This window comes from Flavobacterium sp. TN-1 (assembly GCF_052828645.1).
Genome location: NZ_CM128253.1, coordinates 1,382,995 through 1,407,677 on the forward strand (window position 1 = coordinate 1,382,995; position 24,683 = coordinate 1,407,677).

A 24,683-nucleotide genomic window follows, 5' to 3' on the forward strand; every position below is an offset into this window, starting at 1 on the left:
TTAAAGTAAGTTATATTTGTTGAAATGATATATAGAACTAATAAAAATATTTTCTCTAAGGAAGTTCGTAATAATTTTTAGTTCTATAATAGGTAAGTTGATTTTTTTACCAGGAAATCAAATACAAAGAATTAGATGCTAATAGAGAAAACGATATAGCACTACAATAGAAAACAAATACAATAAAAAATAAGATAGGCCAAATATGAAAGGACCCCTTTTTTACTCAAAAATTTTATTATTCGGTGAATACGGAATTATTAAAGATTCAAAAGGATTAGCCATTCCTTATAATTTTTATAATGGAGCACTTAAGATAGACGGTAATGTATCTTCAGAAGCGCTGCAATCCAATGAAAGTTTGAAAAAATTTGCAGTTTATCTAAAAGAGTTGGCAGAAGAACAACCTCATTTGGTTGCATTCAATAATGATGCCTTGAAACAAGATGTTATGAAAGGTATGTATTTTGATTCCAGTATTCCACAAGGATATGGAGTGGGTAGTAGTGGTGCTTTAGTGGCAGCTATTTATGACAAATACGCATACAATAAGATAACCGTTTTAGAAAATTTAACAAGAGAAAAATTATTAGAACTTAAAACTATTTTTTCTCAAATGGAATCCTTCTTTCACGGAAAAAGTTCGGGTTTAGATCCTTTAAATAGTTATTTGAGTCTGCCTATATTAATTAATTCAAAAGATCATATAGAAGCAACAGGCATTCCTACACAAAGTGTTACAGGTAAAGGTGCCGTATTTTTGTTAGATTCAGGAATAGTAGGAGAAACAGCACCTATGGTAAGTATTTTTATGGAAAAACTAAAAGAAGAAGGTTTTCGTAAAATGCTGAAATCACAGTTTATTAAATATACAGATGCCTGCGTTGAAAATTTCTTAAAAGGAGATGTGAAATCACTTTTTACCAACACAAAAGAGTTGTCTAAAATAGTGTTAAACAATTTTAAACCTATGATTCCAGAACAATTTCATACAGTTTGGCAAAAAGGAATAGAAACCAACGATTATTATCTAAAATTATGTGGATCTGGAGGAGGAGGTTACATACTAGGCTTTACCCAAGACCTTGAAAAAGCAAAATCAGCATTGAAAGATTATAAACTAGAAGTCGTTTATCAATTTTAGTTTGATATTTTGGTTAGAAGTAAATAAACCCCCAAGACTTTTAGCAACTCAATGCTCAAACAAAACACATGTTAACGCGTAAAACAAAACTTTTTCTATCAAAAATTATAAGTCTCATCTCAGTTGTTCGTGGCTATAATATAACCATCATTGTTTTGGCACAATATCTCGCGTCTATTTTTATCTTAGCACCTGAAAAAAGAGCTTTAGACGTTTTATTAGATTGGCGTTTGTTTGTGTTAGTTTTTGCATCCGCCTTAGTCATTGCTTCAGGTTATATCATTAATAATTTTTACGATTCAGAAAAAGACTTAATAAATAGACCTACCAAATCTATGTTAGATCGATTAGTAAGTCAAAAAACAAAACTATACGTTTATTTTGTGCTAAATTTCTTAGCAACAGGATTTGCTCTCATCATTTCTTGGCGCGCCTCTTTTTTTTATGCAGTTTATATTTTCTTAATCTGGTTTTATTCCCATAAACTCAAACGCTACTCTATTGTTGGCAACCTAACTGCATCTCTACTAACCGTACTTCCTTTTTTTGGAATCCTACTTTATTTTAAAAACTTTTATGCCGTTATATTTGCTCATGCCTCTTTCTTATCATTGTTAATTTTGATTAGAGAAATAATAAAAGATCTAGAAAATATAAAAGGTGATTTTGCTACTAATTATCAAACAATTCCAGTTCGATTTGGAGAAAAAACAGCAAAATATATAATTACGATATTAAGCTTTCTTACAATTATACCAATCTATGTTTTAATTGAAAAGTTTAATGTAGGTTACATGGAAATTTATTTCTACGTAAGCATGATTGTCTTGATAGCTTTCGTTCTAAAATTATGGAAATCTTTTAGCCATTCTGATTACCTTTATTTACATACTATTATGAAAATTTTAATTGTAACAGGTGTTTTTAGCATCACTTTAATAGATCCACTAGTTTTAGTTCATAGTAAAGAAATATTTAATCATTAAATATTTCTGTTTACAGAATTTAAAATTCTAATTTACTGACTATCTTTGCAAAAAAAATATAGTCGCGATGATAAAAGGAAGAGGAAATAACAAAAGATCGAATACGAAACCTACCTTTGGTAAACGAGAAGGCGGAAATGCTAAACCTAATTTTAATAAATCAAGTTTTACAAATGGCAAACCTAAATTTGAACGTAAACCAAAACCTGTTGTTTCATTAGAAGAGGAAGAGATTCGTTTAAATAAATATATTTCTAATTCAGGAATTTGTTCACGACGAGATGCTGATATTTATATAAAATCAGGAAATGTAAAGGTAAATGGAGAGGTAATAACAGAAATGGGATATAAGGTAAAAGTAAATGATATTGTAAATTTTGACGGAAATGTGGTGTCTCCAGAAAAAAAAGAATACATTTTGTTAAACAAACCAAAAGGATTTACTACCTCAAAAGAAGAAGATTTACACGCTAACAACGTTCTAGATCTAGTAAGAGGTGTTACTAAAGCCAAGTTACAAGCTGTTGGACGTATGGATAAAACGACTACAGGGTTATTATTGTTTACAAATGATACCGATATGGTTCGTAAATTCACACAACCCAATCAGCGTTCTCCTAAAATTTATCAAGTTACTTTAGATCGCAACCTAAAATACGAAGATTTAGAAAAAATCCAAAAAGGATTATATATAAATGAACATAAAATAATGGTAGATGAGGTGTCTTATGTAGAGAATGCCCCAAAATCAGAAGTTGGTTTGCAAATAAAAACAGCTAACGTGAAAATTGTCCGCTCTATATTTGAATCGTTAGAATATAATGTTTTAAAAGTAGATCGCGTAGTGTTTGCTGGATTAACAAAAAAGAATTTACCACGTGGAAATTGGAGATTTTTAACCAATCAAGAAATAATTAATTTAAAGAATATGTAAACCAAAGCCTCTTTTAGAGGCTTTTTGAATAAATATATGTTACACTATATTAAAAAGATAAAATGGGTAATTATAGGAGGATTATTCATTGTTTTAGGAATCATTAGTCTGCCTTTTTTATTTCCTAATTTTATCACCCAAAAAGTAAAAGATTATGCAAACGAGCATATAAAAGGAAATATCAATTTCTCTGATGCACATCTTTCTATTATTGAGCATTTTCCTGCATTAACTTTATCATTTGATGATTTTCAATTAACAGGCGCAACACCATTTGAAAAAAATAATTTAATCAAATCAGAAGAAATAGCTTTTGGTATTGATGTTCAAGAACTTTTTAAAGGAAAAATACATATCAATAAATTATTTTTAGACAATGCAGAAATAAATATTTTAGTTGATAAGAATGGTCATGCTAATTACAATGTGTACGAAAGTAAAAAAAATGATCCCGTAAAAAAAGAAGAAGATACGTCTATTGAATTAAAACAAATAGCCATCAAAAATGCCCATATAAAATATAATGATGCTTCAGCTAAAGTAATTGTTGATGCGTTAGGTTTTGATTATTTTGGAAATGGAAGCCTTAAAAATAAAATATTCGAAATAAAAACAAAGGCAAGCATTGAAGCTTTTGATTTTGTCTTTAAAGGAGAACAATATCTCAAAAACAAAAAAGTAGATGCAGATTTAATTACTAAAGTAAATACACAGTCATTAGCATTTGTTTTTCAACAAGATAATTTGATGATTAATAAATTACCCGTAGATTTTACAGGTAATTTTGATTTTTTACCGAACGGTTATAGAATGAATTTTTTGATTAAAACTCAAAATAGTAATTTAGAAGATATTTTTACCGCATTGCCACCTAAATTAATTACCTGGATGGAAAAAACAACTCTAAAAGGAATTACCAATGCAGTACTTTCTTTGAAAGGTGATTTTATAACAGATCAAAATAAAAAACCAGATATGAAGCTTGATTTGAATCTAAAAAAAGGATTCATTCAATATGACGGAGCTCCTTTTCCTTTAAAAGAATTTAATACCGATTTACATATTGAATTACCTCAATTAAATCCAGAACGATTGTCTGTTAAAATTCCCGTACTTCGTTTTGGAATAGGAAAAGGTTATTTAAAAGGAAAACTAGAAACAAAAGGACTTTCTAAGCCTAAGATAAATGCTCATTTAAATGCTGATTTAGATTTGAGATATTTAAATCAAGCAGTTGGTTTTTTGCCTAATTACGAATTAAAAGGAGATCTTAAGACACACCTAAATATACAAGGTGTATTAGATACAAAGCAAAATAAACTCCCCTTAACTAAAGTGTCTTGTAAGTTAAAAAAAGGCTATCTAAAAACACCATTCTATCCAAATCCTATTGAAAAAATAGACGCTATAATAGATTTAAATGTTAAGAAAAATCTACAAACAACACAAGTAATCATAAAACCTTTGCGTTTCTTCTTTGAAGGACAACCATTGACCTTAAAAGCCAATATCCTTGATCTGACTAATGCTAAATACCAAGTAAGTGCTAATGGAGGAATTAACTTTGGGAAAATATATCAAGTATTAGGTGTAAAAGGTCATGCAATTGAAGGGTTTGCTCAAGGAGCCATTTATTTAAAAGGAAAACAAAGCGATGCACAAGCAGGACGTTATAATAAGTTGATAAATAAAGGACAATTTTATTTAAGAAATGTAAAAACGACTTCAGAATACCTCCCATTGCCATTTTACATAACAAAAGGTCTTTTTGCTTTTAATAATGATCAGCTACGGTTTACAAACTTTAACGCTAAATACGGACATAGTCAGTTGAAATTTAACGGATATGTGCAAAATGTTGTGAATTTTCTAACACACAATAAAGGCATCTTAAAAGGACAGTTTCAGTTACAAACACCCTATCTAAACGTTAATGAATGGATGATGCCCATAGTAAGTGCTACACCTAATAAAACAAAAGATGCAAAAGGAGTTGTAATGCTTCCTAAAAATTTAGACCTAGATTTTGAAACCTCAGTAGATAGGATTTTATTTGATGATCTAAATATTAACTGTTTACAAGGAAAAACAAAGCTAAAAAATGGAGAAATTACAATTGCCAATGGTTCTTGTCAGATAATAGATAGCCCAATCCTATTTGCAGGTAATTATAAAGCAAAAACGTCTAAAAAAGCTGCGTTTGGAATGGACCTGTCAGTAGAGGAACTAGATGTTAAAAAAGCTTACAAAGAAATTAAGTTATTTAGAGAAATGGCAACAGCAGCGGCTAATGCTGAAGGAATTATTTCTTTAAAATATCAATTAAAAGGAATTTTAAATGATGATATGTTTCCCGTCTTTCCTTCTTTACAAGGAGGAGGTATTGTAGGGGTTAAAAAAGTAAAACTAAATGGATTCAAATTGCTTAAAGCTGTTAGTAACTCAACAGGACATAGTGGTATTGATTCAGGAGAAGTAAATGACTTTGAAATAAAAACATGTATCCAAAACAACTTAATGGAAATAGATCGTTTTAAATTTAAAATTGCAGGATTTCGTCCACGTATAGAAGGAACTACTAGTTTAGATGGTAGGCTTGCTATAAAAATGCGTCTTGGATTACCTCCAATGGGGATTATTGGAATTCCTTTAAAAATAGAAGGAACGAAAGATAAACCTAAGATAAGATTAGGATCTAAAGTAAATGGATTAGAAAATGAACAGTACAAAGAAGAGGGGGAATAATTCCTCTTTTTTATTATATTCACAATAACTTAAAAATCAATTTAATGAAAAAAAATATTCTTTTTTTAGGATGCTTGTTTTTCCTTTTTAGTTGTAAATCAAATGATGAAAAGAATTTTAATAAACTAGTAGAAACTTATTTTCAAGATAAAAATGAGTTAGAACCTTTGAATGCTACATTAAATGGACAAAAACAATATAATGATCAATTTGTTTTTGAAATGACAGATTCTTACCGTAAAAAACAAACTGATTTTGTAAATAAATATAAAAAAGAATTAAAATTAATTCGTTACGAATCATTAGAAGAAGAAGATCAACTTAGTTATGATATTATAAAATGGGAAATAGGCATTTTGAACGAGCTACTGAAAACCCCTGCAAACCTAATGCCTTTGCATCAGTTTTTTGGAACCCACCTAACAATGACTCAATTTGCAAGCGGAACAGCCGCCCAGCCTTTTAAAAATGAAAAAGATTATAGAAATTTCTTAAGACGGATAGATCATTATAGCATTTGGATTGACTCGGCCATTGTATATATGCGAAAAGGAATAAAAGAAAAAACGGTATTGCCTAAGGCATTAACACTTAAAGTTATTCCCCAATTTGAAGAACAAATTACTAATAAGGTACAAGATAATATCTTTTACTCCTCTGTGCAAAAAATGCCAGATGATTTGTCTATAAATGTAAAAAAACAATTACAGAAAGATTTTAGTTCATCGGTTCAAAATAAATTAATTCCACAGTATAGAAAAATGGTTCATTTTTTACGTAATGAATATCTGCCTGCGTCAAGAAATAGTAGTGGAATAGGAAGTTTGCCTAATGGCGATAAACTATACAGAGTATACACTAAAATGTGGACAACAACAAATAAATCACCAGAAATAATACATCAACTAGGTTTGTCAGAAGTAGCAAGGATAAAAAAAGAAATGGAAAAAATAAAAAAGCAAGTAGGTTTTAAAGGAAATATGCTCGCCTTTTTTGATCATGTACGAAACAAAAAAGAATTAATGCCGTTTGTAAGGCCAGAGCAAGTAATTATGAATTTTAAAGCAATTCATAAAAAAATAAAACCAAACATAAATAAATTATTTTCATTACAACCTAAAACACCTTTTGAAGTTAGAAGAGTAGAAGCCTTTAGAGAAAAAACAGCTAGTGCGGAATATGTACAAGGAGCCATAGATGGCTCGCGTCCAGGGGTTTTTTATGTACCCATTCCTGATGTAATGAAATATAATTATTATGGAGATGAAGATTTATTCTTGCACGAAGCAATACCAGGCCATCATTTTCAAGTAGCTTTACAACAAGAAAATACAAAACTTCCTGAATTTAGACGTTTTAATTGGTTTGGAGCTTATGGAGAAGGGTGGGCTTTATACGCTGAAAGTTTAGGTCGAGATTTAGGATTATATCAAGATCCGTATCAATATTTTGGCATGTTAGGAAATGAAATACATCGCGCTATTCGCTTAGTTGTAGATACAGGATTACATTATAAAGGATGGACTCGTGAACAAGCTATTCAATACTCATTAGAAAACGAAGCAGAAAGTAAAGCAAGTATTATTTCTGAAATAGAACGTTATATGGCAGTTCCTGGACAAGCACTATCTTATAAAGTGGGACAATTAAAAATTTTAGAATTAAGGAAAAAAGCAGAAGATAAATTAAAAAATAAATTTGAAATTAAAGTTTTTCATCAAAAAATTCTAGAATCAGGAGTTTTGCCGTTAGATCTATTAGAAGCTAAAATTCAAAAATGGATTGAACAATAAACAATAAAGCCAGCATTTGCTGGCTTTATTGTATAAAAAAACCACTAACATTAGTGGTTTTAAAGTGGTACCTCCAGTAAGTGAATTAAATTTCATAAAACACTGAAAATCAATTAATTAACACTATATTTTTGTTATGGGTAGAAAATTAGTAAAAAACACTAATTTATATTGATTACAAATAAAAAGACAAGAAATAAGGCGTTTTTTTGTGCCTATTGATATGAATTGATAAGTATTGATAAAAAAAGAAACTTTTTTGTTATTTTCGCACGAACGAAATACTTAAATAGTAAAGTTATGAGCAAAAAAAGTAAGATTACCGTAAAACATTTTTTAAATACTAACTTAAAACCTTATGTAATTAATGGTGCTAGTTATTATTCAGTGTACGCACTATTAACGGCACACAGACAAAATACACGTGTAAAATCCATTGCTTTAAATGAATTTTATAGCGAAAAAGATTTTGAGGATATTATAAACTCAAAGGATAATGACGATGTAAGTTTGATTAATGAAGAAATTAGCACACTAACAAAAATAACGGAATTAGTAATAAGTGAATTGAAAGATTTTGACACACATTTTATAACGGCTTACTTTAATTTTACCGAAAATATTAATATTTATGATATTGATATTGAGGTTTTTAATTTTCAAAAAACCGTTAGATTTTATAATAAAGAAAACAATAAAGCAGGGATTAATTTAAGTTCATATCTATTTAAAGGCTCGGATTTGTACCCAAATATCAAGTTATACGATTTTTTTGCTAATCAAAACCAAAATGAATTAAAGAAATTTTTAATAGAGAATAATTGCAAAACCAACATTAACGAAACTTTAGAGGATATAAATAGAATGTATTTTTATAGGTCTTTTGATAAATTCAAATGGTTTTTAGGCGGTTCAAAACGAAATAAGCTACTATTAGAAAAATACAAAGAACTTTTACAACACTTCGAGGATACAATAAGCCTTTCAATTACAGAGAAATACGCAATTTAACGGACACACATTTTTAAAGTATTATAATTATTTTAAAAATGTATGTCTAATTTTAGAATAATTTATTTATGTTTGCAAAAATATTTAAGCAAGACAAATTTTAAATACTAATGTTTGTCTATTTTTAAACACACAAATTTAATTATTATGGACATTAAAGAAATTAGAAAACAGTTACCAAACGGAGCGGGTAGAGAAATCGCAAAAATGAGCGGTGTAAACTACGACACTGTACAGCGGTTTTTACGTGGTGTAGAAACAAAAGAAAACTTAAAACTTATAGAGTTTACAGCGGATTATTTGAAGTCTTATAAAGAGAAAAAAGCCACTGCAATAGGAAAACTTCAAGCGGTTGCAAGTGCATAAAGCGAAAAGAAGAAATACTTAACGAATAAAGCGAGAAAATGGATTTACAGATTATTACAGCAGACCACGAGGGCAAACAGCCAATCGATGCAAGAAAATTGTATAACGCATTAGGTTATGCACAGGGTCAATTTAACAGATGGACAAAAAAGAACATAGAAGACAATCCCTATTTTTTTGAAAATACGGACTGGTGCAAAGTTGAAACGCTCGTCTTTGATGATGAAGCAAAATTTGAAAACTTTGACAATGATGATGATTTTTATGGGGATTATCAAAAAAACAATGACACGGATGTCAATGTTGAAATCGAAAACGACAAAAACAATCCCACAGATGAGCCACAAAAAAGAAGTTATCAAAAAAAGGAATTTGCACTAACTTTTGATATGGCTTATCATTTGACTTTGCAAAGCAGTACGCCAATAGCACACGAAGTAAGACAAGCACTTATAAACCAAAAAAAAGCCACTGCACTCAAAGAAAAGCAAATTATACTACTCACACAGGAGGATATAACCGATACCGAACGGTACGAAGCCGTTAAAAATATCACTCGTGAAAGTGCCAAAGAAATGAGGTTTTTAGAAGTCAAAGCCAAAAAGAGAAAAGAAACTTTGAATAATTTGATTTTAGGAAAAGCCGAAATTTCAGCAGGTCAAAAACTTCAAAACCAATATGAGCAACTAAATTTATTTGATAACAATAGAAAACGATTGGAGTAATGGAAAAATTAGTAAAAGTTCAAACCGAAAACGGTGTAATTATTACAATAGATGGCATACCTTTTTTAGAATTTCAAGCCAAAACAAAAAAAGAGTTTAGAGCCAAAGCATTACAGTTAATGCAATTATCAAACGAGGATTTTAATAATATAATCTTTGATTTTGGGTGTAAAATGGAAACCGAAAACACGCACCCAAACAGCAAGGGAATAACCCATAAAAAAGAGTTTTGGGATTGGCTAAACCACGAAATAGACTGTATATGTTATCAGGGTGTAGATGTGTTAAAAACCCCTCAAACGGTTGATAATTACAGAAAAATATTTTTAACTGGTATTGAAAACTTTATAGTAAACGATACCAAAACCAACGATTTAAGCGAATTAATCAAACAAAAATAGCTATAAGCGTGAAGCACTGGAGCGAGTTTTTAGCGGTCGATAAAAGGGAGGTGCAAAGCCTAACAAGTAAGATAATTATTTGCAATCGTAACTTAAAACTTCATTATGAAGATAGACAGCAAACCGAAATTATTTTAAATGAGATACAGGAACACGAAAGCAAAATAACAAAGGTTTTGCAATTTCATTTTAACAGTAAAAATGTAACTGCAATACTCGAAAATGCAAAATTGCAATCTATTAAACAACTGAAAAATAATGATTTATGACAAAGAATGTTTATGAAAAAACCTTTGAAAAATTGAAAGGTTTTGAAACCAACGTACAGGAACTAATACAGGAACTGGAAACGGAAAGAGCCAAAAAGAAAGATATTGACAAAGTGAGATTAATTTTAACAAAGTGCCAAAGTGCCAAAACGTCATTTAATGACAAATAACCAATTTTAACGAAATACTTACATTATGAAACACTGGAGCGAATTTTTACCCACACGCACCCACGCCACTAAAAGGCTCGGAAAAATGGCAAACGCCTTGACTTTTGAAGTCCAAAGCAAAGAACTGGAACTACAAAACGCAAAGGCAAATTTAGAGCGTTTCGAGTTGCAAATTTGCAATAAAATAGCAGGAAACTATCAAAGCGAACACGAATACGAAAACGCTATTTTGACGGCAAAAGACAAAGCGAATGACTGGAATAACGAACCCATAGAGAGCCACAAACCAACGCACAAAAACAAAAAATAACTTAACGAGATACTTACAAGATGAATACAAAACCTATTAGAGAATACAGCACAAACGCACTTATTGATATTGCAAAACATTTAGAGTTTAGCGACTGGGATAAACAACCAGTTGCAAAAATAGTTACTTATGAGAGTTTTGACGATATAGATACAACCTTAAGAATAATTTTTGATGCAATAGAGTTTATCGGTTTTAATGGTCAAGAAAGGGATTTAGCAACGTGTAGCGGTTTGGCACAAATTGGAAAAAAACTACTTCCAACTAACGAACTGGGGTTTTTAGATAGTTTGTTAATCAAAAAAGAGGGTAACAAAGAAGTATTTACTAAAATCGAAAACCTTTAAAAATGAGTACAGAAACGACAAATAACACTGAACTACCAAATTTTGTAAAGCAACAATGTAAAGTTATTGACAACTTACAGCAACGAGTAAACCAACTGAATAAAGATTTTGAAATAGAAAAAAATTGCAAAAATAAAGTTTATTTTTTCATTTTAGAAAAAGGCTATTTTGATGAATATGTAGAGTTTAACAAAAAAAATCCAATATAATGAAAGCAATATTAAGTATTCAGAAAGTATATAATTTGAGCGGTGCAATGGTTCAGATTAGAGTTAAAATGTTTAACAAAGTGGTTTTTAGATTTTCGTTTAAACCAACTTTAAACCCTATTTAAACAATGGATAATAATATAGCAGTTATTACAGTGCCACTAACGGAATGGACGGACTTAAAAAGTCAAATGCAAAGTATCGCTAAAAGTTTGCTTGAAATAAAGGGCAAAGATAAAAGCGAATTTTTAACGCCTAAAGAGGTTTGCGAGTTGTTGAAATGTAGCCGTAATACGTTCCAGAGTTACATAGAAAAGGGGTTTTTAGAGCCAGTGCGAATGAAGTCCGAAAAGTATAGCAAGGTACTTGTTAAGCGTGTTGATGTAGATTACTTTTTAGAAAGTCGATTGAAAACAGAAAGTAATTAAGTGGCAAAAAAACAGATAGGTAATGTTTTTACTTTGCCAAAAGATACCATTATAGAGGTGGTAAGTATCAAAGGCGATAAGGTTGTAAAAACTAAAATGACTTATGAAAACGCTTTAAAATTGCGAACCAACAAAGGTTGGAAAAACATATTTTATCAGGTTGGATATAGTTATTTTACAGATACAGCCACAGGGATAGCATAGGAATAACAGACGAATAGGGGCGGTTTTGCAAGTCGGAACACAAAGGGAACTTTAACGAAATACTTACTTAAAACAAAAAACCGCCTTACTTAAGGGCGGTTATGTAAGCCGTCTTACTTAAGGACGGCTTTAACGAAATACTTACAAATGAATAACGTGTTATTGCAGTTATAAGTACTGCAAATATAGTAAATAATACAAAAGGCAAAAGCAATATGAAAAATAAAAAACTGGATAAATGCAGACTGTTTTTAGAAATAGCGAACATTACCCAAAAAGAAACCGAATTAGTAACAAGCCAAACAACCAAAAATAAAACCGAAATTTTAGAAGCGAAAATAGAAACGGTAGCCTTTGACATAATTAAAGAAATTGTAGAGTTTGTCGAAGAAATAAAAGACTGTAAATATAATTACAAAGGCGGTTTTACTGCAATATTTGAGAATCACGCAAAGCATTATAATAATGAAATGGAATTTTTGATTGACGAACAAAAACACATTTTTGAAAACAAATTACAAAAGATACTGAACCATAGTATTAAGATATTTGAAATTGAGAAAAACAATAATTAATGATTGATTTTATAAGATTTTCAAAGAAGAATCTAAATGATGCGGAAATGAAAAACATAATAACAAAAAGCCGTCTAACCGTCCACGAAAAGGACGGTTTTAGGTTTTATGAGAATGGCAAGATTAAGGATTTAGAGGGCGGTTTTTATATAGGTATTGACAAAAATAACACTTTGAAAGTAGAGGGAAGTTTACATAAATATCACTCGTTTTTGAAAACTGGGAAAAGCTCGAATTTTGACAGTTTTACGATGCACCAAGCCAAAGAAACTATTTTTAAATTGATTGAAAATAAAGGATTTGAGCCGTTAAATATGGTTGTTAATCATTATGAGGTGGGTATGAATTTAAACTTTGATTTTGATGTTATAGAGATTTTAAACAATGTGCATAGTATTGGCGAGGGTATTACAGAAAAAAAATTATACATAAACCCTCAATACAGAAAAGAAAGAGTATTAACCACTGAAAGGGATAATAATAAAAAAGTTGTTTTTAAGACTTATGACAAACTTTTTGAAATAAAAAATAAACGTGGAATAATAAGAACCGATGTAAATATTTTAAGAATCGAATCAGAATTAAGAAAGGTAGAGAAAACGTATTTGTTAGATTTTTTTACAGATACTAATTTAACCAAAGTACGGAATGTTTTTTTTAACAAGTGGGATAAACTCAATTTTGATTTTAATATTGATGCTCCCAAAGGAACGCACAAAAGCAAGATAGAACTCTCTAAAGAATTGATGAGATACGGCATAGAACCAACACGAAAAAAATATAATAATTTACTTAAAGAAAATGCGATAACAATAAAAATACATAGGAGTATAGAAAGTTTTATAAGCAACTGGAATACAAACAAATACGATTACAAAATACAAAATACTTTGATTTATACTATTTGGGCGAAGTGTTATAGTGTTGAAAAACAGAGAAATACGCAAAACTACTGCAATGTATAGATATTTATTGATAAAATATTTTGAAAAAAAAGACTGTTATAAAGTCCTATTTTTTTTTCTCGGTAGCTTGTCATATACAGTCGATAGACTGCAAGTAACCGTAAAACCTTAACAAACACAATACAGTAAACCGACTAAAAAGGCATAAAAATAAAAAAGGTCGAAAAAATGGAACTTTTGCCCTAAAATGGTACATAAATATACGGTTTTTGCATAGGTATTTCAAAAAGTACGCTTATTATTGATTTTTCAGGTCTAAAGAATTGAAAACCAGCCAAAACAATATAAAAAAGGTCTAAAATCAGTATAAAAACCCCTTTTTTATCTATACAGAGGCTTCCGAAGTGAAATTTTTTGATAGGGGGGTGTATATTCCGAAATGATTTAAAAATGTTTCAAAAAATACCCTATTACAAAACCCTTACTAAAATTACCGTTTACCGTATAATAACGACTATTTAGTATCATTTTAATTACCCTAAAATTCAAAAATACCTTATAATGAAAAAAACGAAAAAAAAGCAAGTCGAACCAAAGCAAAGGAACACTTATACACTCGATGACAAAGCCAGTGCAAAGCGTTATTATTTGATAGGTTTAACACTGCAAGAAATCAGCAAATTGATTAACGCACCAGTTAGAACCATTGAAAAATGGCAAATTGCCGAAAACTGGAAACAATTAAGAGAAACGAACCAAATACATACTAAAGCACTGGATTTGTATGTAAGTGGCAAAACTTACAAAGAAATTGCAACGCTACTAAATAAAAGCACCGCCACAATATGGCGTTATCTAACCACTGCAAAACTGGAGCGAGAAAATGGAACTAAATAAAACCAACGTCAAAGGATTGTATTTAACAAACGAGGGCAAAGCGTGGCACAAAAGCGCAAAGCGTGAAATTACAGCCACCACAAACGGCAAAGTAAGGTTTAACGGCAAAATGTATGATTTACAAAAGTTAATGACTGAAACAAAGCCAAAAGCCACCAAAACCAAAGGAGCGAACCCAAAGCCACCAGTTAAAAAAGGCGTTTCAATTCGTGAACTTCAAAAGCAGGGTTTTAAGAAAACCAAAATAAGCGGTTTGTATCTTACCAATTGCGGTAAAGGGTATAATACCACTACAAAGCGAAATTTAACCCCTACAAAGGGTAAAATCACTATAAACGGCAAAGCCTATAACGTGGCAAAGATAATTTTAGAAACTTTTTGTAAAATTCCAATTCGTAGCGGTCAAATAACCTTTAAAAATGGTAACGACAAAGATTTTTACTTTAAAAATTTAGAGTACAAAAGCACCATAAAACAAACCGCACCAAATGAAACCGATTTGATAAAGTGCATAAGGTTTTATTTTGAAGTCGATAAAAAGCTAAATAAAAATAGTTTGATGACTAAATACTATTTGTACGAAATCATAAAAAAGCGAGGTTTTAACCTCAAATACAAAGGATTTGATTTTGATTTATTTTTAGAATACTCAAAAAATGATTTTTGGATTTTATCGAATAATCAAAAGGCGGTTTTTGACAAATTCAATTATACAACCACCAACGGCAAAAACGCAATAAACAAATATTTAAATTTATTGATTTGTGAATGTTTGCAGGATTTTGAAAACGGACTTTTGAAAGTCAAAGGATTAAAACCAAAGCCACCAACGAAAACGCAAAAATTAAGGGATTTGCAAATTAAAGCTAATGAGTGGGGTTTTAGCGTTAAAATTCCATTACGAAAACAAAGTAAAAGGGAACTATTAAGCAACTATAAAAAACACTTAAAAGAGATTGACAGCAAAATAAAAACACTTGAAAACGAACCGCCAAAATAAGGCGGTTTTTTTGTGCGTTTTTGTGTTGTATAGTCCTAAAGGAACTCGAATTTATATATTTATATCATTGATTTTTAGAGTTTTAAATGTATTGTTGTTTGAATGGGTAGAAAATAAGGACAAAAAAAGCCGTTTTTTAGGTCAAAAAGTGGGTTTTTAAAAGTTCAGCAGTCCACTGGTTCGCATTGGTTCGGTTCAGCAGTCGATTGGTTGCCAGTTCCCACGTTCAGCAGTCCATTGGTTCGCATCGGATTGGTTCAGCACTGGATTGGTTCGGTTCAGCAGTCGATTAGTTGCCAGTTCCACCGTTCAGCAGTCCATTGGTTCGCATCGGATTGGTTCAGCACTGGATTGGTTCGGTTCAGCACTGGATTGGTTGCCAGTTCCCACGTTCAGCAGTCCATTGGTTCGCACTGGATTGGTTCAGCACTGGATTGGGTCGGTTCAGCAGTCCACTGGTTCGCATCGCATTGGTTCAGCATCGCATTGGCTCGGTTCAGCAGTCGATTAGTTGCCAGTTCCCACGTTCAGCAGTCCACTGGTTCGCATCGGATTGGTTCAGCACTGGATTGGTTCGGTTCAGCACTGGATTGGTTGCCAGTTCCCACGTTCAGCAGTCCATTGGTTCGCACTGGATTGGTTCAGCACTGGATTAGGTCGGTTCAGCAGTCCACTGGTTCGCATCGCATTGGTTCAGCATCGCATTGGTTCGGTTCAGCAGTCGATTAGTTGCCAGTTCCCACGTTCAGCAGTCCACTGGTTCAGCACTGGATTGGTTCGGTTCAGCAGTCGATTGGTTGCCAGTTCCCACGTTCAGCAGTCCATTGGTTCTCACTGGATTGGTTCAGCACTGGATTGGGTCGGTTCAGCATCGCATTGGCTCGGTTCAGCACTGGATTGGTTGCCAGTTCCCACGTTCAGCAGTCCATTGGTTCGCACTGGATTGGTTCAGCACTGGATTAGGTCGGTTCAGCAGTCCACTGGTTCGCATTGGATTGGTTCAGCACTGGATTGGGTCGGTTCAGCAGTCCACTGGTTCGCATCGCATTGGTTCAGCATCGCATTGGCTCGGTTCAGCAGTCGATTGGTTGCCAGTTCCCACGTTCAGCAGTCCATTGGTTCGCATCGGATTGGTTCGGTTCAGCACTGGATTGGTTGCCAGTTCCCACGTTCAGCAGTCCATTGGTTCGCACTGGATTGGTTCAGCACTGGATTAGGTCGGTTCAGCAGTCCACTGGTTCGCATCGCATTGGTTCAGCATCGCATTGGTTCGGTTCAGCAGTCGATTAGTTGCCAGTTCCCACGTTCAGCAGTCCACTGGTTCAGCACTGGATTGGTTCGGTTCAGCAGTCGATTGGTTGCCAGTTCCCACGTTCAGCAGTCCATTGGTTCTCACTGGATTGGGTCGGTTCAGCAGTCCACTGGTTCGCATTGGATTGGTTCAGCATCGCATTGGCTCGGTTCAGCAGTCCACTGGTTCGCATCGCATTGGTTCAGCATCGCATTGGCTCGGTTCAGCAGTCCACTGGTTCGCATTGGATTGGTTCAGCACTGGATTGGGTCGGTTCAGCAGTCCACTGGTTCGCATCGCATTGGTTCAGCATCGCATTGGCTCGGTTCAGCAGTCGATTGGTTGCCAGTTCCCACGTTCAGCAGTCCATTGGTTCGCACTGGATTGGTTCAGCACTGGATTAGGTCGGTTCAGCAGTCCACTGGTTCGCATCGCATTGGTTCAGCATCGCATTGGTTCGGTTCAGCAGTCGATTAGTTGCCAGTTCCCACGTTCAGCAGTCCACTGGTTCAGCACTGGATTGGTTCGGTTCAGCAGTCGATTGGTTGCCAGTTCCCACGTTCAGCAGTCCACTGGTTCGCATTGGATTGGTTCAGCACTGGATTGGGTCGGTTCAGCAGTCCACTGGTTCGCATCGCATTGGTTCAGCATCGCATTGGCTCGGTTCAGCAGTCGATTAGTTGCCAGTTCCACCGTTCAGCAGTCCACTGGTTCGCATCGCATTGGTTCAGCATCGCATTGGTTCGGTTCAGCACTGGATTGGTTGCCAGTTCCCACGTTCAGCAGTCCATTGGTTCGCACTGGATTGGTTCAGCACTGGATTAGGTCGGTTCAGCAGTCCACTGGTTCGCATCGGATTGGTTCAGCATCGCATTGGCTCGGTTCAGCAGTCGATTAGTTGCCAGTTCCACCGTTCAGCAGTCCACTGGTTCGCATCGCATTGGTTCAGCATCGCATTGGCTCGGTTCAGCACTGGATTGGTTGCCAGTTCCCACGTTCAGCAGTCCACTGGTTCGCATTGGATTGGTTCAGCATCGCATTGGCTCGGTTCAGCACTGGATTGGTTGCCAGTTCCCACGTTCAGCAGTCCATTGGTTCGCATTGGATTGGTTCAGCATCGCATTGGCTCGGTTCAGCAGTCCACTGGTTCGCATCGGATTGGTTCAGCACTGGATTGGTTCGGTTCAGCAGTCGATTAGTTGCCAGTTCCACCGTTCAGCAGTCCATTGGTTCGCACTGGATTGGTTCAGCACTGGATTGGTTCGGTTCAGCAGTCGATTAGTTGCCAGTTCCACCGTTCAGCAGTCCATTGGTTCGCACTGGATTGGTTCAGCACTGGATTAGGTCGGTTCAGCAGTCCACTCGTTCGCATCGGATTGGTTCAGCACTGGATTGGGTCGGTTCAGCAGTCCACTGGTTCGCATTGGATTGGTTCAGCATCGCATTGGATTGGTTCAGCACTGGATTGGTTGCCAGTTCCCACGTTCAGCAGTCCATTGGTTCGCACTGGATTGGTTCAGCACTGGATTAGGTCGGTTCAGCAGTCCACTGGTTCGCATCGCATTGGTTCAGCATCGCATTGGCTCGGTTCAGCAGTCGATTGGTTGCCAGTTCCCACGTTCAGCAGTCCATTGGTTCGCATCGCATTGGTTCAGCATCGCATTGGCTCGGTTCAGCAGTCCACTGGTTCGCATTGGATTGGTTCAGCACTGGATTGGGTCGGTTCAGCAGTCCACTGGTTCGCATCGCATTGGTTCAGCATCGCATTGGCTCGGTTCAGCAGTCGATTGGTTGCCAGTTCCCACGTTCAGCAGTCCATTGGTTCGCATCGGATTGGTTCAGCACTGGATTGGTTCGGTTCAGCACTGGATTGGTTGCCAGTTCCCACGTTCAGCAGTCCATTGGTTCGCACTGGATTGGTTCAGCACTGGATTAGGTCGGTTCAGCAGTCCACTGGTTCGCATCGCATTGGTTCAGCATCGCATTGGTTCGGTTCAGCAGTCGATTAGTTGCCAGTTCCCACGTTCAGCAGTCCACTGGTTCAGCACTGGATTGGTTCGGTTCAGCAGTCGATTGGTTGCCAGTTCCCACGTTCAGCAGTCCATTGGTTCAGCACTGGATTGGTTCAGCACTGGATTGGGTCGGTTCAGCAGTCCACTGGTTCGCACTGGATTGGTTCAGCATCGCATTGGCTCGGTTCAGCAGTCCACTGGTTCGCATCGGATTGGTTCAGCACTGGATTGGCTCGGTTCAGCAGTCGATTAGTTGCCAGTTCCCACGTTCAGCAGTCCACTGGTTCGCACTGGATTGGTTCAGCACTGGATTAGGTCGGTTCAGCAGTCCACTGGTTCGCATCGCATTGGTTCAGCATCGCATTGGCTCGGTTCAGCACTGGATTGGTTGCCAGTTCCCACGTTCAGCAGTCCACTGGTTCGCATTGGATTGGTTCAGCATCGCATTGGCTCGGTTCAGCAGTCCACTGGTTCGCATCGGATTGGTTCAGCACTGGATTGGTTCGGTTCAGCACTGGATTGGTTGCCAGTTCCCACGTTCAGCAGTCCATTGGTTCGCACTGGATTGGTTCAGCACTGGATTGGGTCGGTTCAGCAGTCCACTGGTTCGCACTGGATTGGTTCAGCATCGCATTGGCTCGGTTCAGCAGTCCACTGGTTCGCATTGGATTGGTTCAGCATCGCATTGGCTCGGTTCAGCAGTCCACTGGTTCGCATCGGATTGGTTCAGCACTGGATTGGTTCGGTTCAGCAGTCGATTAGTTGCCAGTTCCACCGTTCAGCAGTCCATTGGTTCGCACTGGATTGGTTCAGCACTGGATTAGCTCGGTTCAGCAGTCCACTGGTTCGCATCGGATTGGTTCAGCATCGGATTGGTTCAGCATCGCATTGGCTCGGTTCAGCAGTCGATTAGTTGCCAGTTCCACCGTTCAGCAGTCCACTGGTTCGCATCGCATTGGTTCAGCATCGCATTGGCTCGGTTCAGCACTGGATTGGTTGCCAGTTCCCACGTTCAGCAGTCCACTGGTTCGCATTGGATTGGTTCAGCATCGCATTGGCTCGGTTCAGCAGTCCACTGGTTCGCATCGGATTGGTTCAGCACTGGATTGGTTCGGTTCAGCAGTCGATTAGTTGCCAGTTCCACCGTTCAGCAGTCCATTGGTTCGCACTGGATTGGTTCAGCACTGGATTAGGTCGGTTCAGCAGTCCACTGGTTCGCATCGCATTGGTTCAGCATCGGATTGGTTCAGCATCGCATTGGCTCGGTTCAGCAGTCCACTGGTTCGCATCGCATTGGTTCAGCATCGCATTGGCTCGGTTCAGCACTGGATTGGTTGCCAGTTCCCACGTTCAGCAGTCCATTGGTTCGCACTGGATTGGTTCAGCACTGGATTAGGTCGGTTCAGCAGTCCACTGGTTCGCATCGCATTGGTTCAGCATCGCATTGGTTCGGTTCAGCACTGGATTGGTTGCCAGTTCCCACGTTCAGCAGTCCATTGGTTCGCATCGCATTGGTTCAGCACCTATACAAATTATAATGCTAAAAAAAAACACCCTAAAAAAGCAATATACATTTTTAGGGTACTAAACTTTCCTTTATCTGTAAGGGATAAAGCCAGTTTTTAATAAAAATAATTATTTTAGTTTTGGGGTACTTTTTTTGTTTGTTGCATAAAAAAACCGCCCAATTTTGAGCGGTTGTATAGTTGAAAAATGAAAGTTTAAAAATTTACGGCTTTCAATTCGTTTTCTATTGTAGTATCCATAATATGCCCATAAATTTGAGTAGTAGCCAGTTTTTTATGTCCTAAAATCTTTTGAACGGTTGTAATAGAAACGCCTTTGTATAGCAAATATGTAGCGGTTGTATGCCTTGCAACGTGAAAGGTTAAGTTTTTATTTTCAATCTTTGCCAGTTTGCAAATTTCCTTTAATTGTCTGTTACAGTGTTGGTTTGTCAAGTGTTCAAAACAAAAGATACTACCAAAATTTGTATATTTATTTAGTATTTGAGTGGGTTTACCGTCAAAAATTGTATAAATCGGAATCCTTACGTTTTCGTCTGTTTTTTCCATTGTTTTAATAAGCCAGTCATTACCACCAATAGAAACAATATCTTTTTTTTGCAAACTGAAAACATCACTATAACGCAATCCAGTATAAACAGAAAACATAAATAAGTCTTTTACAATTTGATATTTTTTGTTTTCGTCTGTAAGTTCCACGTTTTCAAATAATTCAATTTCATTAGGGGTTAAAAAAACCTTTTTACTTTCTGTTTGTTTTATTTTAAACTTTCTGAAAGGGTAGTTTTGCACGTTCATTAAATCCTTATTGATAGCAAGGTTTACAAAGCGTTTTATATTCTTAAAGTACTTTGATATAGTGGATTGGGTTAATTTTTTAGGAGGTAATTTTTTATAAGTAATCGTTTGTTTTGTCAAATACAAATTAAAATCGTGCAAAAATTCAAAGGTTAAATCTTCAAAATAAATCACTTTTTTAAAGTCTTTTAACTTTTTCAAAGTGGTTAATTGACTGTTTTTAGTTCCCTTACTACTTTCAAGTAGTGGTATTTCAAGCTCCATAAACTCGGTAAAAGTTTTAACGGCTTCGCCTTTGAAAAAATCATCTAACATATTTAAGTTAAACGGCTTACCGTTATTGATTTTGTCAAGTTCAAAGTTTTCTAAATTTCGCAAAGTTTCAGTAATTTGCTTGTTTAGTTTAATTGCGTTCGGGTAATCCGTTTTAATGGTTCGGGTTTTGTTGTTCCAGTCTTTAGGTTCAATGTAAATATTTGTAGAAAAATATTTTTTGCGACCGTTCAAATAGCACTCAATTTGTAGTAGTGCCTTACCTTGTTTATTTAGCTGTTTTTTACGGTTGAATACAGCCGTATAGCGTGTTTTATTCATAAGTTTAAGTATTTCGTTACTGCAAACCTACAAACTAAATTTTAATATTTGGGTAGAAAATGGGTAGAAAATATATTGATATTCTTTGCTATTTGTATTTATCAAAAAAAGCATAAAACCCAATAAAATAAGGACTTTAAACAAAAAACCCACTCATATTTGAGTGGGTTTTGTGGTACCTCCAGGAATCGAACCAGGGACACACGGATTTTCAGTCCGTTGCTCTACCAACTGAGCTAAGGTACCAATAATCTTTTTGAACGTCAATCATCTTCTGATTTGTGGTACCTCCAGGAATCGAACCAGGGACACACGGATTTTCAGTCCGTTGCTCTACCAACTGAGCTAAGGTACCATTTCTTAAAGCGTTATTGCTTCTCGAATGCGGATGCAAATATAGTAGCTTTTTTCATTTCTGCAAAACATTTTTTAAAAAAATCTATTTATATCTTTGTGAATAATTAAAAAGATACCATGGTTTTAACAGTTGATGTTGGTAATACAAGAGTTAAAATAGCTGTTTTTGAGAAAGATATGTTTTTAGAGTCAGAATCTTTTTTACTCGAAAATTTCTTGTGTGAAATGGAAAAAAAAAATAAAAAATATCCGTTATGTCAGAATTTGATCCTCTCTTCGGTTGGAAAACTAAAAAAAGAACAGATTGAATGGCTTCAAAAAAGATGGAAAGTAATACAGATTTCAAGAGAAAGTAAGTTTCCTTTTATTAATCAATATGCAACACCTAGTACGTTAGGGATTGATCGTATGGTTTTGGCAGCAGGTGCTGTTTTGCAATTTCCATCTAAAAATAGGTTAATTATAGATGTAGGAACTTGTGTTACATACGATTTTGTAGATAAAGAAAATAAATATCATGGAGGAGCAATTTCTCCTGGTTTAAAACTTCGTTACACCTCCATGTATGATTACACCGCCAAGTTACCATTATTAGATTTAGAAGAACCTGAAAGACTAATAGGAAATTCAACCGCTCAATCTATGCACTCAGGAGTTGTTAATGGATTATGTTTTGAAATAGATGGCTATATTGATGAGATGATAAGAGATAAAGAAAAAATTATCATAATTTTAACGGGTGGAGATGCTAATTTTTTGGCTAAACGATTAAAAAATACCATATTTGCGAATCCAAATTTTTTATTAGAAAGTTTGAATCGTATATACCAATACCAAATACAATGTTTAGAAAAATAATTTTAGGAACTTTTGTCCTTTTTACTTTACAGAATACTGCTCAAACAGGTTCAGCCTCATTTTATTCATCTTATGGTCTTGGTGAGACTAAATTTGCTAACTCAGTCGAAAATCGCTCAATGGCAGGAATGGGAGTGATGATGGATAGTATTCATGTAAATTTTCAAAACCCTGCAAGTTTATCCAATATAAAACTAACCACTTTATCTATGGGGGGGGCTTTTTCATCAATGAAATTTAAAAATACTTTGCTCGAAGAAAAAGCACAGCGCGTTACTTTTGATTATCTTACAGCGGCTTTTCCTTTAACCAATAAATTAGGTGTTGGAGTAGGATTGTACGCTAATTCTTATGTAGGATATAAAATTAATTCTAAAGAAGGACTAAATACTCGTAATTCAGAAGGATTAGGCGGAATGAATAGAGCTTATCTTTCAATAGGATACAAAGTAACATCTAAACTTGGTTTAGGAGTGGAATTTGATTACGATTTTGGGATAATTCAAAAAAATATTATATCTATCTATGATACTGATGCTAACGCTACGTTTGAACGCTCAAAGTATGAAGTTAGAGGAGGAAATATTAGATTAGGAGGGTATTATAAAACAAAAATAGCAAAATATGATTTTGTTACTTCAGGAACTGTTGATTTGCCTTTAGGATTAAAAGTTGAAGATCTAAAAAATAAAGGATTGATCTACACAGTCACGGGAGCTGAAATTAATTTTGGTACAGAGCAAAAAAGTTCATTTAGAAATAATCGTAATCAGTTTACATTCGGATCAACTTTTGGGATAGACAAAAAATGGGCTATTGGCTTTGAATCCTCGTTTGCCACAAAAGGTGATATAGAATTAGATAATAATAAAGCACTTGAAGGAGAAGGAAAAGCTAAAATAGCATTAGGAGGATATTATATACCTAAATACAACGCTTTTTCTGGGTATTTAAATAGAGTAGTGTATAGAGGAGGACTCCGTTATGAAAATATAGGTATTTTAGCTCAAGGAGAATCTATAAAAGATAAAGCTATAACTTTAGGTGTAGGCTTGCCATTAGGAGGTACTTTCTCTAATGTTAATATAGGATTTGAATATGGGCAAAAAGGAACAACAACATCCAATCTTATTAAGGAAAATTATATAAATTTTTCTATAGGATTTTCGTTTAATGATAGATGGTTTGTAAAACGTAAATATGATTAATCTTTTGCCAAAAAAAAGAAAGCTTAAAGTGTCGCTATTTTTAATGGCTTCACTTTTTTTTATGTCTTGCGAGAATAGTATTAAAGAAGTTCGTAAAATAGGCGTTACATCAATTAATCCTATAGGAGAAATTGAAAAATTTAATTTAAAATATACTGATTCAGGCAAGATTAAAGCTGTTTTAATCTCACCAAAAATGGTAGACTATACTACAGCCGAATTTCCATTTAATGAATTTCCTGATGGATTGAATTTAGAAGTTTATGATGAGAAAGGAAACAAGAGTTTAGTGACCTCTAAATATGCTATAATCTATAGTAAAACAGATCTGATAGAATTAAATAAGAATGTAATTATTACAACTCATGATGGAAAACGTTTAGAAACAGAACAATTGTACTATGATCAAAAAAATGAATGGTTTTTTACCCAAAAACCATTTAAATTTACTAATAATGGAAGTGCAATTAATGGAGTAGGTATTGATTTTAGTAAAGATTTTAGTTTCTTAGATACACAAAATATACAAGGAACCTATAGCTTATAGTTCAAAAAAAAGTAAAAAATAGATAGTATAAAAAAATATACTGAAATAATAATAGTAAAGACAAAATCAATTT

24 protein-coding genes and 2 tRNA genes are annotated in these 24,683 nt (G+C 34.6%); 23 read left to right on the top strand and 3 right to left on the bottom strand.

What is annotated here, in order from left to right:
- The first annotated feature begins 205 nt into the window (after nucleotides 1-205).
- The 20 genes from ACUXZJ_RS05885 (at nucleotide 206) to ACUXZJ_RS05980 (ending at nucleotide 15,419) form a co-directional block, all read left to right on the top strand.
- Nucleotides 206-1,144, top strand: coding sequence for a mevalonate kinase family protein (locus ACUXZJ_RS05885; protein WP_060383397.1), 939 nt, complete (start codon nucleotides 206-208; stop codon nucleotides 1,142-1,144).
- A 68-nt stretch (nucleotides 1,145-1,212) separates the two neighbouring features.
- Entirely contained in the window at nucleotides 1,213-2,130 is a 918-nt protein-coding gene (locus ACUXZJ_RS05890) for a geranylgeranylglycerol-phosphate geranylgeranyltransferase (protein WP_060383396.1), read from the top strand.
- A gap of 67 nt (nucleotides 2,131-2,197) precedes the next feature.
- Entirely contained in the window at nucleotides 2,198-3,064 is an 867-nt protein-coding gene (locus ACUXZJ_RS05895; RefSeq protein ID WP_060383395.1) for a pseudouridine synthase, read from the top strand.
- A 36-nt stretch (nucleotides 3,065-3,100) separates the two neighbouring features.
- Complete coding sequence (locus ACUXZJ_RS05900) at nucleotides 3,101-5,809, top strand: AsmA family protein (RefSeq protein WP_060383394.1); 2,709 nt, start codon at nucleotides 3,101-3,103, stop codon at nucleotides 5,807-5,809.
- Nucleotides 5,810-5,853: 44 nt separating this feature from the next.
- Nucleotides 5,854-7,602 (top strand): DUF885 domain-containing protein, encoded by a 1,749-nt coding sequence (locus ACUXZJ_RS05905; protein WP_063743632.1) that lies wholly within the window; start codon nucleotides 5,854-5,856, stop codon nucleotides 7,600-7,602.
- 300 nt (nucleotides 7,603-7,902) lie between these two features.
- Nucleotides 7,903-8,613, top strand: coding sequence for a hypothetical protein (locus ACUXZJ_RS05910; protein ID WP_446195994.1), 711 nt, complete (start codon nucleotides 7,903-7,905; stop codon nucleotides 8,611-8,613).
- 147 nt (nucleotides 8,614-8,760) lie between these two features.
- Nucleotides 8,761-8,979: a hypothetical protein gene (locus tag ACUXZJ_RS05915; protein ID WP_446195996.1), complete on the top strand. Its 219-nt coding sequence runs from the start codon at nucleotides 8,761-8,763 to the stop codon at nucleotides 8,977-8,979.
- Between the two features lie 38 nt (nucleotides 8,980-9,017).
- Nucleotides 9,018-9,704, top strand: a complete 687-nt coding sequence (locus ACUXZJ_RS05920; protein ID WP_446195998.1) for a hypothetical protein — start codon at nucleotides 9,018-9,020, stop codon at nucleotides 9,702-9,704.
- Nucleotides 9,704-10,105 carry a hypothetical protein gene (locus tag ACUXZJ_RS05925; protein WP_446195999.1) on the top strand — a complete coding sequence of 134 codons (402 nt, stop codon included), beginning with the start codon at nucleotides 9,704-9,706 and terminating at the stop codon, nucleotides 10,103-10,105. Before ACUXZJ_RS05920 ends, ACUXZJ_RS05925 begins: the two co-directional genes overlap by 1 nt.
- A 265-nt stretch (nucleotides 10,106-10,370) precedes the next feature.
- On the top strand, nucleotides 10,371-10,544 hold the full coding sequence (locus tag ACUXZJ_RS05930) for a hypothetical protein (RefSeq protein ID WP_446196001.1): 174 nt from the start codon (nucleotides 10,371-10,373) through the stop codon (nucleotides 10,542-10,544).
- Nucleotides 10,545-10,569: 25 nt separating this feature from the next.
- Nucleotides 10,570-10,854, top strand: a complete 285-nt coding sequence (locus ACUXZJ_RS05935) for a hypothetical protein (protein WP_446196003.1) — start codon at nucleotides 10,570-10,572, stop codon at nucleotides 10,852-10,854.
- A gap of 20 nt (nucleotides 10,855-10,874) precedes the next feature.
- Nucleotides 10,875-11,201: a hypothetical protein gene (locus ACUXZJ_RS05940; protein ID WP_446196005.1), complete on the top strand. Its 327-nt coding sequence runs from the start codon at nucleotides 10,875-10,877 to the stop codon at nucleotides 11,199-11,201.
- Nucleotides 11,202-11,203: 2 nt separating this feature from the next.
- Nucleotides 11,204-11,410 (top strand): hypothetical protein, encoded by a 207-nt coding sequence (locus ACUXZJ_RS05945; RefSeq protein ID WP_446196007.1) that lies wholly within the window; start codon nucleotides 11,204-11,206, stop codon nucleotides 11,408-11,410.
- Nucleotides 11,410-11,535 carry a hypothetical protein gene (locus ACUXZJ_RS05950; protein WP_446196008.1) on the top strand — a complete coding sequence of 42 codons (126 nt, stop codon included), beginning with the start codon at nucleotides 11,410-11,412 and terminating at the stop codon, nucleotides 11,533-11,535. The genes ACUXZJ_RS05945 and ACUXZJ_RS05950 overlap by 1 nt, the downstream gene beginning before the upstream one ends.
- Nucleotides 11,536-11,538: 3 nt before the next feature.
- Nucleotides 11,539-11,838: a helix-turn-helix domain-containing protein gene (locus tag ACUXZJ_RS05955; protein WP_446196010.1), complete on the top strand. Its 300-nt coding sequence runs from the start codon at nucleotides 11,539-11,541 to the stop codon at nucleotides 11,836-11,838.
- Complete coding sequence (locus ACUXZJ_RS05960; protein ID WP_446196012.1) at nucleotides 11,839-12,042, top strand: hypothetical protein; 204 nt, start codon at nucleotides 11,839-11,841, stop codon at nucleotides 12,040-12,042.
- A 215-nt stretch (nucleotides 12,043-12,257) separates the two neighbouring features.
- Nucleotides 12,258-12,617 (top strand): hypothetical protein, encoded by a 360-nt coding sequence (locus ACUXZJ_RS05965; RefSeq protein ID WP_446196014.1) that lies wholly within the window; start codon nucleotides 12,258-12,260, stop codon nucleotides 12,615-12,617.
- 47 nt (nucleotides 12,618-12,664) lie between these two features.
- The gene (locus ACUXZJ_RS05970) at nucleotides 12,665-13,582 is read left to right on the top strand and encodes a hypothetical protein (RefSeq protein WP_446196016.1); all 918 of its coding nucleotides are present in this window, start codon (nucleotides 12,665-12,667) and stop codon (nucleotides 13,580-13,582) included.
- A gap of 501 nt (nucleotides 13,583-14,083) precedes the next feature.
- On the top strand, nucleotides 14,084-14,419 hold the full coding sequence (locus tag ACUXZJ_RS05975; protein ID WP_446196018.1) for a terminase gpP N-terminus-related DNA-binding protein: 336 nt from the start codon (nucleotides 14,084-14,086) through the stop codon (nucleotides 14,417-14,419).
- Nucleotides 14,406-15,419, top strand: coding sequence for a hypothetical protein (locus tag ACUXZJ_RS05980; RefSeq protein WP_446196020.1), 1,014 nt, complete (start codon nucleotides 14,406-14,408; stop codon nucleotides 15,417-15,419). The genes ACUXZJ_RS05975 and ACUXZJ_RS05980 overlap by 14 nt, the downstream gene beginning before the upstream one ends.
- Before the next feature lie 5,024 nt (nucleotides 15,420-20,443).
- On the opposite strand, the gene ACUXZJ_RS05985 is transcribed toward ACUXZJ_RS05980, so the two are convergent.
- The 3 genes from ACUXZJ_RS05985 to ACUXZJ_RS05995 all read right to left on the bottom strand — a co-directional run bounded on the left by ACUXZJ_RS05985 (nucleotide 20,444) and on the right by ACUXZJ_RS05995 (nucleotide 21,995).
- On the bottom strand, nucleotides 20,444-21,640 hold the full coding sequence (locus ACUXZJ_RS05985; RefSeq protein WP_446196022.1) for a tyrosine-type recombinase/integrase: 1,197 nt from the start codon (nucleotides 21,638-21,640) through the stop codon (nucleotides 20,444-20,446).
- A 173-nt stretch (nucleotides 21,641-21,813) separates the two neighbouring features.
- Nucleotides 21,814-21,886, bottom strand: a tRNA-Phe gene (locus tag ACUXZJ_RS05990).
- 36 nt (nucleotides 21,887-21,922) lie between these two features.
- Nucleotides 21,923-21,995, bottom strand: a tRNA-Phe gene (locus ACUXZJ_RS05995).
- Nucleotides 21,996-22,114: 119 nt separating this feature from the next.
- On the opposite strand from ACUXZJ_RS05995, the gene ACUXZJ_RS06000 reads away from it, so the two are divergent.
- From ACUXZJ_RS06000 to lptC, 3 genes are read left to right on the top strand one after another with little or no spacing between them, the layout of a single operon-like run.
- Entirely contained in the window at nucleotides 22,115-22,855 is a 741-nt protein-coding gene (locus ACUXZJ_RS06000; RefSeq protein WP_063743633.1) for a type III pantothenate kinase, read from the top strand.
- Entirely contained in the window at nucleotides 22,840-24,063 is a 1,224-nt protein-coding gene (locus ACUXZJ_RS06005; RefSeq protein WP_063743634.1) for a hypothetical protein, read from the top strand. Before ACUXZJ_RS06000 ends, ACUXZJ_RS06005 begins: the two co-directional genes overlap by 16 nt.
- 43 nt (nucleotides 24,064-24,106) lie before the next feature.
- A complete protein-coding gene (gene lptC, locus ACUXZJ_RS06010) occupies nucleotides 24,107-24,610 on the top strand; it encodes an LPS export ABC transporter periplasmic protein LptC (protein ID WP_235588318.1) in 504 nt (167 codons plus the stop codon).
- The last annotated feature ends 73 nt before the right edge of the window (nucleotides 24,611-24,683 follow it).